The organism is Paenibacillus sp. CH40, from assembly GCF_024213605.1.
Lineage (GTDB): Bacteria > Bacillota > Bacilli > Paenibacillales > Paenibacillaceae > Paenibacillus > Paenibacillus polymyxa_B.
On record NZ_JANAVQ010000003.1, the window covers coordinates 129,301 to 142,559 of the forward strand.

The window sequence follows — 13,259 nt, forward strand, 5'->3', positions numbered from 1 at the left end:
CATTCTTATCTTCCAACTACACCTGTGGAATTAATTAATTTATCCAATAACTGATCGAATGTGGTCATAAACCGAGCAGCGGCGCTGTAGGCATGCTGAAACTTGATCATATTGGACATTTCTTCATCCAGTGAAACACCACTCACAGACTGGCGCATAGTTTCCACCTGAGATACGAGGGCTGTCGAGTTTTGTGTCTGTCTTGTTGCTTCTTGAGCCTCTATACCCAACTGACCAACCATAGAACTGAAAAAGCTATCAATAGTAGCCGTGTTCCCTGTAGAAACAGAAGTGAAATTGTTTAATTTCAAATTGGACATGAGGGATGCCAATGTGTTATTACCCTTAACCAATTCCTCAGTAGGAGCAGTGCCTGTTACCCGAAGGGATGCTGCAATAGCGTTAGGATTATCTACTATAGCAGTGTTTAACGTGATATTACCTGCTGTTATTGTCCCACCATTATTTGAAGTTACAAAAAAAGGTTTACCCGCAACCATATTACCGTTAGCATCTTTATCTTCTTGGGTATAACCCAGTTGATGCAAACCATTAAGACCTTTAACTGTAACTGTTAAATCCGATTGAAGTGTTCGGCTGGTTCCAGTATAAGTCACTCCATTCAGTACAGTGCCTTCTGGCAATACTGAGCCTTTAGGTAGCGTTACAGAAATATCACCGTTTGCCAATGTGTTGGCGAGGTTATCCATTTGTGCAGTATAATCTGCTACAAATTGATCTCTGGAGATGATCATTCCATGTACTTCTCCACCTTGTAAATCATTGGAGGCAAAAGCGGCTTGTAAAAAAGCGCCGTTAATTCCAGTAGTCGGTGCAAACCCAGTTACTAATGCTTGACCACCCATATTAACGTTGTAGCCTTGATCAGTATCAGTTACCGTGACATTAACGATTTTTGAAATTTTATCGACGATCAAATCGCGCTGGTCACGAAGATCATTAGCGTTATCTCCCAAGCCTTCAATTTTAGTAATTGATTGATTCAGGTCCGCTATGGAATTCACATAACTTTGTAGCTCGCTAGACTTAGCCTCCACATTTGAGGTTAAATCCGCAGATAGATTGCTTAACTGTTTACTCATATGATTCATTGCATCAGTCAATGCAAGTGCGTTTTCCTTTACAATAGTTCGTGCAGTTACACTTTCTGGGTCTTTGCTTAAATCAGACCAAGATTTATAAAAGTTATCCAAAACCTTCCGAATCCCTGTATCGGATGGCTCATTCATAATCTGTTGTAGCTTATCAAGGGTATTACTTCGAATTGTCCAACTGCCCAGTTCGGTATTTTCTCCGCGATACTGGCTATCCAAGAACTTCTCACGAATACGTTCAATAGCGTCAAATTCAACACCTGTTCCCAATTGACCAGGTACATTAGAACGATTAATACCATAAGCCTCCATGGGGATGGAAGCCTTCATTTTGACCGTCTGCCGTGTGTAGCCTTCTGTGTTAGCGTTAGCTATGTTGTGTCCTGTTGTATTTAAAGCTGCCGTTTGTGTAAAAAGGCTTCTTTTAGCTGTTTCTATGGAATGAAATGTGGATGGCACTCTATTTTCCTCCTCGGATCAAGCCTTAGTGTCGAACAATCCAGGTCGTGCAAGTTGATTACTTTTCTGATCTGGATGCATATAAGTCATCTCCTGATTAGGACGACCTACAAGTAGATCTAACGAGTAATCAATAAACACCAACGATTGCTCGATGAGCTTTTGATTGATTGCATTAATTTCCTTTAATTCTGAAAGGGTGTGGGATAAGCGGCTCTGGACACTGAGGAGTTTGTTCTTATCTTCAGGATCAAAAACAAGGCGTGCCAGCTCGGTTATAGTCAAGTTAAGCTGAGACTTAATACCACGTTCACGAAGAAGCTCATACGAAACCTCCATACGAGCTTCCTCCAGCTGTTCCACCTGTTTAAGGAGTCTGGATTCCTGATTCAAATGCTGAACCAGGCTATCCATATCATTTTCCATAACAATCTTTTTTTTGCTTTTTGCTAGTTCTAACAAGATAAGATGCTTTTGGTCTAGCTGTTCCAGCACATCAATCAATCGATCTAAAGGCATATTCCTTCACCTAGCTTTCGGAAGACTGCTTGAAGTAAGGTAACAGCTTCTCTGCAATTTTATCGGCATCCACACGATAGGTTCCAGAAGCTACTTGCTGCTTAAGCTCCTGAATTTTCTTAACACGGTCTGCATCACTGCTGCGGTTCAGCATTTCCATTGCTTCCGGAGAAATCGAAACCTCATCCTTGCGGCGGGACTTCTTAAGCTCCTCTTGACGTCCTGTTTCAATATTTCGCTGATATGGATTAATAGCTCCGATGCGGTTGGTCTCGTTAATTTTCATAACTTCCACCTTCCTTAGTTATTTGATATGGTCAGAATGTATCAGACGACATAGCGTCGAACATGGTTCGTATTATGCCTCACTTCTTTATTTTGTGCATGTTGCTAAAAATAAAAAAACCGATAAGCTCTATAAAGATTATCGGCGGTATTTGAAACTTTTTGAATAGCTGAATGCGTTTTTAATTCCCCTGTACTACTTTCCACGAAGTTTATCAATCGCGCTGTAGGTACCTGAGCCCATATTATTACTTTGATCCTGATTACTACTTTCGCGTACAGCCTGATGCAGGTCTTTAGTCAGACGTGTTCGACAAGAATCGCACATATGCCCTTCACGAATCGGTATCCCGCATACCTCGCAAGGATACGTCATATTGGGCGCATTAGCAATGGAAATACGTCCCTCACGTATAAATGTCGTGATTTGCTTTACAGATACCTCAGTAGCCTCTGAAAGCTCATGCATATGAATGCCCTTATTTTCACGTATATGTTTGACACAGCGTTCGTATTCAATTTCAATTTCTTTAATACAGTTCTGACAGATTCCCCTGACGTTCTTAATAAACAGCTTTCCACAGCGAGGACAGTTATCCAAATTCATCCTCTGTAGCGCCCCTTTCCAATTTCCGATCTTTAATTACTTTTATCCTTACATTAACTTATAATGAACAGCCTCGTCTAGCAAATATTTCAAAAAAAGATTTTCGGATTTTACACAATTGCACATTTTATAAGTTATCATATTTAAAAGTATAAGAGAGGATGATCCATCAGCAAAAGTTTCTCTATATTTATATGCATCAATAATCAATGTCATATAAAATTAAGAAAGCCCATGAAAGCTAATAGCTCAGCCTAGTGCATGTATCTATTTATCGTCAAACATTACACCGTACTTTAGATAGAAAATAAAATAAGCGCCATTCCAGTTATTTTCGGGAATAGCGCTTCATTATACAATTAAAATAGCTATATATGAATATGAGTAAATGTAGAAATTAATTATCAAGATGAGGGAAAAACCGGGCGAAACAATCCTCAGAAGAATTCATGTTCACCTGTGCCCCGAATGACATCAAGGAAATCCTGTAAATCCGGGGGAACGGCGCCCATACGAATGCTCCGCACATGGAGTGTGGGTATTCATAAATCTCATGGACCTAACATCATCTCAACTTATAACATATCTGAAATCAAGCTAGATGCATCAGTGGAAATTTGCAGCCCAAAAAAACAAGCTATTTCACAAATAATTATTCAAAAAAGCATTGTTTTAATAGAGGCCTTCCCGTATACTATAGTCAAACGCTTGGTTTAAAAAACACACTTCATTATACATTTATAATGATATTTATTTATTTGTGTTTGCCTGCGGTACTTGCAGTTCTTGGCCTACTTTAACCAGGTTGTTGATTTTAACCAGTTCTTCAACAGTTACACCGTATTTTTCAGCAATAGAAGCCAATGTGTCGCCCTCTTGAACATTTACTGTTATTGTATTTACAGTTGCTGGTGTTTCAGTTGTAGTCGTTGCTGGTTTTGTGGTTGTTGCTTGATTGTTGTTCTCAGTAGCTGGTTGAGCTGGTGTTGTAGCTGCTGCATCTTTAGTAGTTACAGTCCCAAAAACTTTTGTTTCAAATGCTTTTTGCGCTTCTTCTTGCTGTTTGATGATCAGTTGCTCTTCAGCTTGATCCTTATTATGGTCAGAGTTCGATTTTGCCATTACTTGACCTGTTGCAAGTGGACTCAACAAAGATACTGCACCTAAACTAACTGCCAACATGCTAGATACTGCTACTTTTTTCATTACGTTTTTCATGATTTGTTCTCTCCTCTTTTTAGCTTTAAATTTTAATTAACTGCTTTACTACTGAGCGAGACACTCCCAATGTCCGCTCTTTAGTCATTAGCTAATCACTTATTACCAATCATGTTAGCTATCAACAGATAGAAATTGTACTCCTCTTTTCCAAAAAAATCAACCTCTAAATTGAAATATTCTGTTTTCATCCCTCACTTCCTTACTTTTTGTTTGTCTCTATATTTTTTATTATATACCTCTCTCTAGCTCGTTGTCAAATCCTGCTGATTGTACGGCTTAAAAGACCTTTGCTCTATCATTTAATCCTTCTTACAAGAGAATTATAACCTCTTTTTCATAGTTTCAAGCAAAATTTCATGGAAAATACTAGATATTTAGACTTATGATCTTGCTAAGGTCAGGCAAAAAATAGTCAAATGTATTCCTTGCTCTGATGCTTTTTCTCTCAAAACACGTGCACACGCCTGCAATGTGCTTCCCGTTGTATAAATATCATCTACAAGCAAAACGGTAACGGAAAGCTTGTTCTCCATAACACATTGAGATTCAGTTTTTAAAATAAAAGACTTCATCAAATTTGTCATATTGGGGTGGACAGAAAACGCGTTATTCATGGTGTTCATGCGTTCCTTTTTGGATTTAAAACTTTGTTTGCCTGTATCTTGTGGACGAGCAAGTAAAGATAGGAAGGGGAGCTTATTCCGCCTAGCAATCTCTTCTGCCAAGATCCGAGCCTGATTGAAGCCTCGCTCCGTCAGCCTCTTCTCACTTACCGGGACACAGGTCACTACATCTACACTCCACAAAGATTGCTTGAAACGAGAATGTTTAAAACTTGCAAACTCATACCTCATCGCCTGATAGGCTCGATTCATGATCTCGCCCAGCAAGGAGCCATACTTTTCATTTCCACGATATTTGAACTGCCCAATCCATTCTCTCATCATCGGTGTATAGCTGGTTGCACTCCGATTGCACACATAGTAACGTACTAATCGGTCAAGCCTTACGCAATCCGGGCAAGACGTCGGACGTCCACAATAAACACAACGAATATTGTAAACCCAAGGAATTTGAAGCGAACAAGAAGTACAAATTCCGGGAAATTCGGAAAAACGCCCTGTGAGAGTGCCGCAAGCCATACATGTTTGGGACTGGCGATGGAATAACCAATTCAAAAATAGACGGGTTGTTGGAATCATCCCCATACCAGTATGCACCTTTCTTGGTAGTTTACGTACCGACTTTGTTTCAGGTTTCACATTTCAAAAAAACTTTTTTTATTTAATGCATTTAGTGCTTCGCCTCCTTCAGGTATCCTCTTTTCCGAGCCAGTGCATTCATACGTTTAATCTGTCTAATTGCTCTCTTTTGACCTCGAGTCCATTGGGGGGATGTAAAAATAACACCTCCACATGGGTCATCCTTGGACCTTCCTGCGCGACCCGCCATTTGGACAAGAGAGGCTTCATCAAAAAGACCGCTGTCCGCGTCTAATACGTACACATCACTCCGTGGAACAGTTACCCCTCGCTCCAAAATAGTCGTTGTAACCAGCACACGTATTTCAGTAGCTCGAAATAAGCGCACTTTAGTGGTTCTTTCTTCATCCTGTGAGGAGGTGCCTGCAATAGGTAAATCAGGTAATTGTTTAATCAGCAGCTTCACAAGTCCCTGAATATGTGAGATCCGTGTCACAAACAGGAAAACCTGTGCCCCACGTTTTATGGATACGCGTAGGCGTTGAATAAAGGATGCGGGAAGCCGACCTTTTTGCAGCCAATGTTGCACTGAAGCAGTCCCCAGACGAAATGGGACAGGTAGAGGGTGACGATGAAAACGAACGGGAACCTTGGCGTATGGCAGTAGACCGCGTGCAGCCTCTTTCTGCAAGGATTGCGGTGGTGTAGCAGACAAATAGATAAACTTTCCCTTCGGCTTACATACTGCTTGTGCAGCAAAGGCAAGCATAGGATCATTGTGATAAGGGAACGCGTCTATCTCATCAATTACAACCAAATCAAAGGCTTGACGATAACGCAATAGCTGATGTGTCGTAGCCAGTGTCAACTGTCCCCTTTGCCACCGTTCTGCGCTCCCCCCATAGAGCGTCACCATGCTCACATCGGGAAAAGCGATGGCCAAACGAGGCGCTAACTCCAGTACCACATCACGGCGTGGTGTTGCCACAAGTGCCGTTCCTCCGTGGTCCAACACATATTGCAATAGCGGAAACATCATTTCCGTCTTGCCTGCGCCTGTTACAGCCCAGAGCAGAAAACGTTCTACCGTGGTATCAGGTACCTGCCGATCAGCGTTATGCCTCGCACCTTCTCCAGGTTTCGGCGAAGACTGCTTGCTGCGGGCAAGGTTGCTGCCCTGCGAAGCGGCAGCATCTGATCCCCGGCGCGCAACCCTAACGCGCCGGAACAACGCCCGGAGCCCACGGCCTTCCGGGCGAAAACGTCCCCGCACTTCGCCGTGCGGTGCGGCCAAAAAGCGCAGCGCCGCTTCGGCGGCGGCACGTTGTGCAGGGCTCAGCCCCCAGCGGTCGAGTTCCGTCGCCGGGGCCCTGCCTGCTGTGCACGGCAGGACGGGTTTTGCTACGCCACGAAGCAGCAGCGAGCATTCACGGCTGCGCCCGAGTGCGAGACATGTCTCGCAGTAAGCGCACGCCTTACGTCCGCACGATGCGCAGCTCGTGCGGTGCACTACCCCGCTGCCACAACGATTGCAGCGAAGTTCATGCGTACGCGCGGCAGACCAGCGCGTACGTGGTGCTGGAGCGAGGCCAGCAGCAAAGCTGAGTCGGCCTTGCAGATATGCAAGTTGTGCAGCGGATCGCCAAGTATGCTCCAAACCTGGCGCTGCCTCTGCCAGCAGCGCTTCGACTTCCGGAACGAGTAACTGGCGTCCTGACAACAAATTAGCCAGTTCATTCGCTTGTCGTGTTAAACACTCCCTATCCAATCCATCAATTTCCGTGATGAGACTCCTTTTTTGAATAGAACGTAAAACTCCGTCTGTTTCCCGTCCCTCATCCCCACCTTTTGTGCAGTAAGTCCACCCTTGTACATGATCGCAAATGCATATATTTTCTACTCCTCCAGACAAAATTCGTTCTCCATCAAAAGGCTCAAGAGCCAGTTCACTTTTTAGCTGTGCGAGAATATAAGCCCACCACTGCCGTTTTCCCCATCGCTCCATATTTGCTAATTCCTTAAATGTTTCGCACAGCCTTGTCCCCCAGGACAAGGGAAGCTCATCTCCTAATAACACCCATCTTTCGACAACATTCTCTTGCCCCTCATCTTGATTCATCCACCATGTCATATCTACTCGAATATCCGCAGATAATCGGAGAGTCCAATTCCCTTTATACCTCACTGCATATACTACAATCTTCACCTTCCCCTGCTCCTCCCATTCATGATTTTTGCGGTTTTTGTTACCCCAGAGAACAGCAAAAAAGCACACTCCTATGGCTAATAGCCTGAAGTGTGCTTCACATCAAGTAGATCTCAACGAAATCCCTGTCGTCTTGCCTATGCAACTGTTTTAAAACATTTATATCCGATTTTAACCACGATGTCCACAATCCCCTATCGCTAAGGAACAAATGGGGCGTCCGCCAACGACTTGACCGTTCTAAGATCAATAACAACCTGCTTTTCACCGCCTGACTTCGGTAAGACCGGGTTCCCCGGTGAAAAACGACTTGAAATGACTGAAACATCCATATGACTATAGCGTAGTAGCCGTGTCAGAATCGGTAGCGTATCGTCCATAGATTCATCATCCAGTACCGTCACATGTAGCGGCCTCCGGTGTAGCCAGGCAAGTATGTTCAGCGAACGCATCACCCATTCCACACGATCTCCGTCATTGGACGTAATCACAATATAGCGAGTCGCGCGATGACCCGGAGATATTGCGCGTGAATCTTCACCATTGTGATAAGCCTGAACCGCCTGTCGTATATACATAAGATGAACGACTGCGGCTCCCACACCGTATATAAGCAATATCCAAACCAAGTGAGCCGTCACGAGGGTTCCACCTCCTCCTATAGCGACAATATATGCCGTATAACAGGAAGAGGTGTCACGGTTATGTACTGGGTTTCCGTATGAGCGGACATATCGCTCCCAAAGAAAGGCGGTACAGCATTCATATCTATTAGCAGCTGCATCGTCTAATGCATGGAAAGACTACACTTTACAGCGTAACCCATCCATATTTAATTGAGTTAATAACTGCTTGTGTACGGTCATCAACTTCCATTTTTTGCAGAATGCTGCTGACATGGTTTTTGACCGTTTTCTCACTAATGAATAAATATTCACCGATCATCTTGTTGCTCTTACCTTCAGCCATCAGACGCAGCACTTCAGCTTCACGACGGGTCAATGGATTATTTTCACCTGCGACAAACTTCACGCCGGCTTCCTTCGTATGACCTTCAGCCATAGCCCCTGTTTCATTCAGGTAGGTCATCCGGCGAAGCTGCTGAATGAGCTTACCCGTTACCTTCGGATGGATAAACGCATATCCTTCATGAACCGAACGAATTGCATTAATGAGGGACTCGGCCTCCATATCTTTTAACAGATAACCATTGGCTCCCTTGCGCAACGTCTCGAATACATAGCTTTCATCATCATGAATGGATAAAATGATAACTTTGACATCCGGGAACATCTCACGCAGTTTTTCGGTTGCCTCTACACCATTTTCAATTGGCATATTAATGTCCATCAGAACAATATCTGGTTTCTCTACGTTACAGAATTCCAACACTTGAATACCATCGCCACATTCTCCGATGACCTCAATGTCGTCCTCCATATTCAAAATACGTTTAAGTCCTTCACGGAACAACTGATGATCGTCCGCTAAGAGAACTTTAATGGGTGCATTGCTAATTTCCTGATTTTCCATGTTGTTACTCCTTTCCCTTTTCCACGTTGGTTGGGATATGAATCACTATCTTGGTGCCTTGATTCTCAGCTGATTCGATCTCCATTCTCCCCTCGAGCAGTTCAACCCTTTCCCGCATACCAATCAGACCAAAATGCCCATGATCTTTGCTTTTTTGCTGAAAAAGCTCTGGCTTAAAGCCCAAACCATTATCCTGCACCACGATTTTTACAAGCTGCGCCTGATAGGTAATCTCAACAAGCACATAGGTAGGATAAGCATGCTTGGCAGCGTTGGTCAAAGCTTCCTGGATCAGACGGTAAATGGCTGCTTCCATCGCGGAAGAGAGACGGTGTTCCTTGCCCCTTGTTTCAAAAAGCGATCTAATTTTCGTTTTTTCTTCAAAATCCTGCACATATTTCCGGAGCGTCGGAATAAGTCCCAGGTCATCCAGGGCCATAGGACGCAAATTGAAAATGACCTTTCGCATTTCCTCAAGACTGGAGCGAACCTGTTTCTTCAAGTCTACTATTTCGTCCTGAACCATCTTAAATTCCTGCTTGGCGATCATTCTTTCCACAATTTCCGTCCTAAGCACTAGATGCGCAAGGAGCTGCGCAGGTCCATCGTGAATTTCACGGGATATACGTTTGCGCTCCTCTTCCTGAGCCAAAATAATTTTCAGACCAATAAACTGCCGGTTTTTGGCCGATTCGATGATCCGCGTCACTTGCCCCAATTCACCCGACAAATATTCCAGCACGACCCCCATCTGCGAACCGATGGTTTCAGCGCGCTCGACAGAAGCCTCGACACTTTTGGCCCGCTTTTGAAGATCATCTCTTCTGGCTTTGAGATACATTTCCTTCTCGCGGAAAATCATCACATCGAGTTGAAGCTGTGTTGCCTTCTCATAAGCCTGCTTGATATCCTCTTCCGAATAGCGAACGAAGTCGCGGCTGACCTCAGTCAACCGAATGCGGGACCGCCGATAGTTCATTTCCAGCTGGTCCACCTTTTCGATCGTTTCTGCTGTTTCCTTCAAGACGCTCTGGAGCTCCTGATTTAACGTGACCAGCTCGGTCCGGGCCGTGTCCAATATTTCGAACATCTGATATTTGCTGTTCTCCATCACCTGGATGGCATTTTTAATGACTCGGTCTATGATATCGGCTTGAAAGTCCACAAATGTTCTACTCCAATCCTAGCATTTCAAGTATATATCATACCATATCATGACTGGAGGGTGATGGTCTTCGTTTCTTGTTCCCATTTTACAGTCATTCCTAACTGCTCAGATACGAGTCTTAACGGGACTAAAGTCCTACCCCCTAGCACAATGGGTGCAACATCAGTGCTTTGACGCTTCCCGTTCAGAACAACTTCTTTTTTCCCTACGGTCAAATCCATCAGCACACCGCCGCGCATAATGGTGATCCGCTGATCGCCCGCATTCCATTTGGCTTGTCCGCCAAATGCGTCCAGTACATACTTGATCGGAACATACGTTGAACCATCGCGAGTCATCGGAGCGGCATCAATCGTGGTCGGCGTTCCGTTCACCGTCATTGATTTTTGTCCAATCGTCATTTGAGCTGTTCCTTTTTTGAGTCCTTCTGTACCGACCGTTCCCGGTGTATTAAAAGAAATATTATCAAAAGCAATATTACCTGTTTTAGCACGCTCGTCCTGACCCTCCGCTACATTGACCACATAAAGACGCTTCAGCTTCGCCGGATACGAAATATTCAAACCGCTCATATCTGCGTTAATGGTTTTCCAGCCGTTCCAGTCGATCACTTTAGCGAGATCAATATATGCTGTTTTGCCTTGAGCATCCTCTAACTCCGCACGCAGCCAGTTCAGACTCTTATCCCCTCTGACATCAATCGAGATGGAAGTAGCCGCCTGTTCAAGTGTTTTCCCGGATGTGCCGTTCAATTGAGCGTAAGCATACATTTTACCACTGCCATTCGTCATATCGTAGTTCAGCTCTAGCACTTTGGAATTGGCATGGTCGCCATCTCCTTGTACAACAGCCGCTGTGCCGGTAACACCTTCCACATTCGAAGTAAAATCAACCGGATACGAAACATTTTCGAAGTTCTCCCAGTTGTTTGTACTTGCTCCGCCCGCAGACAGGAAGACGACAGCGCTGAAACCATCATAGCGACCGATGGCATAGCCCGTTTTCACGCCTGCATCCACTGTATTTACCGTAAGCTGATTGTCCTTGACACTTCCCTTAAAGCCGATGAACTCCCATTTGAGCGCATCTGACGTAATGCTGACACTCTGTCCATCTTTTGTCTTTGCCGTTACCGGTACAGCCATTTTAGCTCCAGCGGTAAGCGAGCCACTTCCAGTGCCAGCGGTAAGTGATGAAATTTCATCTGCTCCAAGCACCGTGACCTTGGTTGTAGCGCTGGCTGAGCCACTGGATGCCGTTAAAGTAGCAGTTCCCGGTTTGGCTCCCTTTACAGCGCCGCCGCTCACTGAAACAACAGCCGGATTGCTGGATTTCCACGTCACTTGTACTTTCGAGGTATCGAATGGATTGTAGTAGTTGTCATAACCTTTGAAGGAATAGCTTCCGGTCTGACCAATCAGCAGCGTTTTATTGCCCTTGATGGTGAAGCCTTTGAGCGTTCCTTTAGGAGCATTGGTATATACCCCCACTCCATTTACAATACTACGCTGCTCTGTGCCATATTCTGTATTGAACGTAAGCCCCGCTGTCGTATCTCCCAAATCACGAGTCACCATGGTGGTAGAGCCGCCCCCGTCAAGGTTCATACCTTTCCAGACGCCAATATCTTTCATCAGCGTTTGCAACTCGCTCAGGGATACACCAACGCTGTTCCCATTCTTCTCAACAGCAATGACATAAGCGTAACGCTTGTCACGAGAATATCCCAGAGCTGTACGCGCACGCGTCCCGCCTATGCTTGTTGTGCTTCGAGAAAAAGAAGTTTTCTGACCGTCATTTACTAATATGGTATGTCCACCAATCATCATTTGAAGGTTAGAAGGATCTACTTCGCTCCCTGTCGATTTAACCCGAAGGTGATAGCTTGTTTCTACCGTCTGTCCCACGGTCAGATGCGCTTTGGCATAATCAGCAGCTTTACCATGAGTACGTAAAATATAGCCATCCTGCGGAACGGTCATATTCAACGTAGCATTGTCGGAGACTTGTGTAACCACACCATTTTGTACCAATATCTCGGTGGGCGTTGTCGAACTGTTTTTGGGCCGCTCAATCGCTTTCCAAGCAGATGTATAAATATACATAGCATTAGAGTGGCTATAGCCGCCCCCACTCGTCTCAGGCGAATACGAAGCCTTGTTCATCCCTGCCAAAGAGAAGGACGACCCATCTCCAGCTTTTACTGTACCTTCAAAAGTAAACTGCTCCACCATGGGAGAACCATCCTTGGTTACAGCAAAGGCATACATACCCGTTAAATCAGACGGAGTAGACATCAACACACCCTTGGATACTTGTCCACCGATCGGCGCTCCCTCGCTGGAGGTATTAAAATAATCTCCGTTTACACCAGCAACCGCGCCGGTCTCTTTTGCCATGCCACCTGTACTCTGACGGGTCGTAAACTGTCCATTCTTCCCCGTCATGACATCCAGCTTGACGTACGGATTTTGTAAGTCCACTCGAATGATATCAGCCAGCGCTGTTCCTTTGGACCCTTTAAAACGATATTTCAATAATGTTGCACCCGAAGTAATGATCTCTTCGCCAAATTTTACAGTTGAACCAGAGGCTGCACTTGCGATTGGAGCAGACATCCAACCATTCAAGGGGATTACAGCCCCAGTTCCAGCAAACGGACCGACCCATAATACCCCTGCCAGTGTTAATACGGCCCATCTTTTAGCAATTCCTCTGCCATTTACTTTCACTTCACTCTGTTTCTTATTACTTAAAAACATTTGGATAATAGCTCCCATCTCCAGTGTATTCAAACGGTTTTATTCCGCACGTGTACTCTATCAATAAACAAAAAAATCCTCTTATGTTAATAGACTTATTATATAGGCAAAAGTTACGAAAATCCCGTCAACTAATTCATAAAATCTAAAACGATGAATTGACGAATGCAATATCGGCGCAC

The 13,259-nt window shown here is 44.5% G+C and carries 11 protein-coding genes; all 11 read right to left on the bottom strand.

Annotated features, from left to right (window positions below; translation table 11 throughout):
- Positions 1–5: 5 nt before the first annotated feature.
- Positions 6–1,574: a flagellar hook-associated protein FlgK gene (gene flgK / locus NLX73_RS10565; RefSeq protein WP_254326122.1), complete on the bottom strand. Its 1,569-nt coding sequence runs from the start codon at positions 1,572–1,574 to the stop codon at positions 6–8.
- Positions 1,575–1,592: 18 nt separating this feature from the next.
- Complete coding sequence (locus tag NLX73_RS10570) at positions 1,593–2,093, bottom strand: flagellar protein FlgN (protein ID WP_254326123.1); 501 nt, start codon at positions 2,091–2,093, stop codon at positions 1,593–1,595.
- Between the two features lie 10 nt (positions 2,094–2,103).
- On the bottom strand, positions 2,104–2,379 hold the full coding sequence (gene flgM / locus NLX73_RS10575) for a flagellar biosynthesis anti-sigma factor FlgM (protein WP_039271505.1): 276 nt from the start codon (positions 2,377–2,379) through the stop codon (positions 2,104–2,106).
- A 195-nt stretch (positions 2,380–2,574) separates the two neighbouring features.
- On the bottom strand, positions 2,575–2,985 hold the full coding sequence (locus NLX73_RS10580; protein WP_044648603.1) for a TIGR03826 family flagellar region protein: 411 nt from the start codon (positions 2,983–2,985) through the stop codon (positions 2,575–2,577).
- Between the two features lie 750 nt (positions 2,986–3,735).
- A complete protein-coding gene (locus tag NLX73_RS10585) occupies positions 3,736–4,203 on the bottom strand; it encodes a LysM peptidoglycan-binding domain-containing protein (protein ID WP_254326124.1) in 468 nt (155 codons plus the stop codon).
- A gap of 383 nt (positions 4,204–4,586) precedes the next feature.
- Complete coding sequence (locus NLX73_RS10590) at positions 4,587–5,153, bottom strand: ComF family protein (protein WP_254326125.1); 567 nt, start codon at positions 5,151–5,153, stop codon at positions 4,587–4,589.
- A gap of 346 nt (positions 5,154–5,499) precedes the next feature.
- On the bottom strand, positions 5,500–7,614 hold the full coding sequence (locus NLX73_RS10595) for an ATP-dependent helicase ComFA (RefSeq protein ID WP_254326126.1): 2,115 nt from the start codon (positions 7,612–7,614) through the stop codon (positions 5,500–5,502).
- A 200-nt stretch (positions 7,615–7,814) separates the two neighbouring features.
- Entirely contained in the window at positions 7,815–8,255 is a 441-nt protein-coding gene (locus NLX73_RS10600) for a hypothetical protein (protein WP_061831630.1), read from the bottom strand.
- Positions 8,256–8,424: 169 nt separating this feature from the next.
- Positions 8,425–9,147: a response regulator gene (locus NLX73_RS10605; protein ID WP_007432713.1), complete on the bottom strand. Its 723-nt coding sequence runs from the start codon at positions 9,145–9,147 to the stop codon at positions 8,425–8,427.
- A gap of 4 nt (positions 9,148–9,151) precedes the next feature.
- Positions 9,152–10,312, bottom strand: coding sequence for a sensor histidine kinase (locus NLX73_RS10610; protein WP_013312293.1), 1,161 nt, complete (start codon positions 10,310–10,312; stop codon positions 9,152–9,154).
- 47 nt (positions 10,313–10,359) lie between these two features.
- Positions 10,360–13,077 carry a stalk domain-containing protein gene (locus NLX73_RS10615; protein WP_254326127.1) on the bottom strand — a complete coding sequence of 906 codons (2,718 nt, stop codon included), beginning with the start codon at positions 13,075–13,077 and terminating at the stop codon, positions 10,360–10,362.
- Between the last annotated feature and the right edge of the window lie 182 nt (positions 13,078–13,259).

Bases quoted from the DNA above. Each gene is read 5' to 3' on its own strand.
- NLX73_RS10615 (WP_254326127.1), bottom strand. From the start codon at position 13,077: ATGTTTTTAAGTAATAAGAAACAGAGTGAAGTGAAAGTAAATGGCAGA.
- NLX73_RS10580 (WP_044648603.1), bottom strand. From the start codon at position 2,985: ATGAATTTGGATAACTGTCCTCGCTGTGGAAAGCTGTTTATTAAGAAC.
- NLX73_RS10590 (WP_254326125.1), bottom strand. From the start codon at position 5,153: ATGATGAGAGAATGGATTGGGCAGTTCAAATATCGTGGAAATGAAAAG.
- NLX73_RS10605 (WP_007432713.1), bottom strand. From the start codon at position 9,147: ATGGAAAATCAGGAAATTAGCAATGCACCCATTAAAGTTCTCTTAGCG.
- flgM (WP_039271505.1), bottom strand. From the start codon at position 2,379: ATGAAAATTAACGAGACCAACCGCATCGGAGCTATTAATCCATATCAG.
- NLX73_RS10585 (WP_254326124.1), bottom strand. From the start codon at position 4,203: ATGAAAAACGTAATGAAAAAAGTAGCAGTATCTAGCATGTTGGCAGTT.
- NLX73_RS10570 (WP_254326123.1), bottom strand. From the start codon at position 2,093: ATGCCTTTAGATCGATTGATTGATGTGCTGGAACAGCTAGACCAAAAG.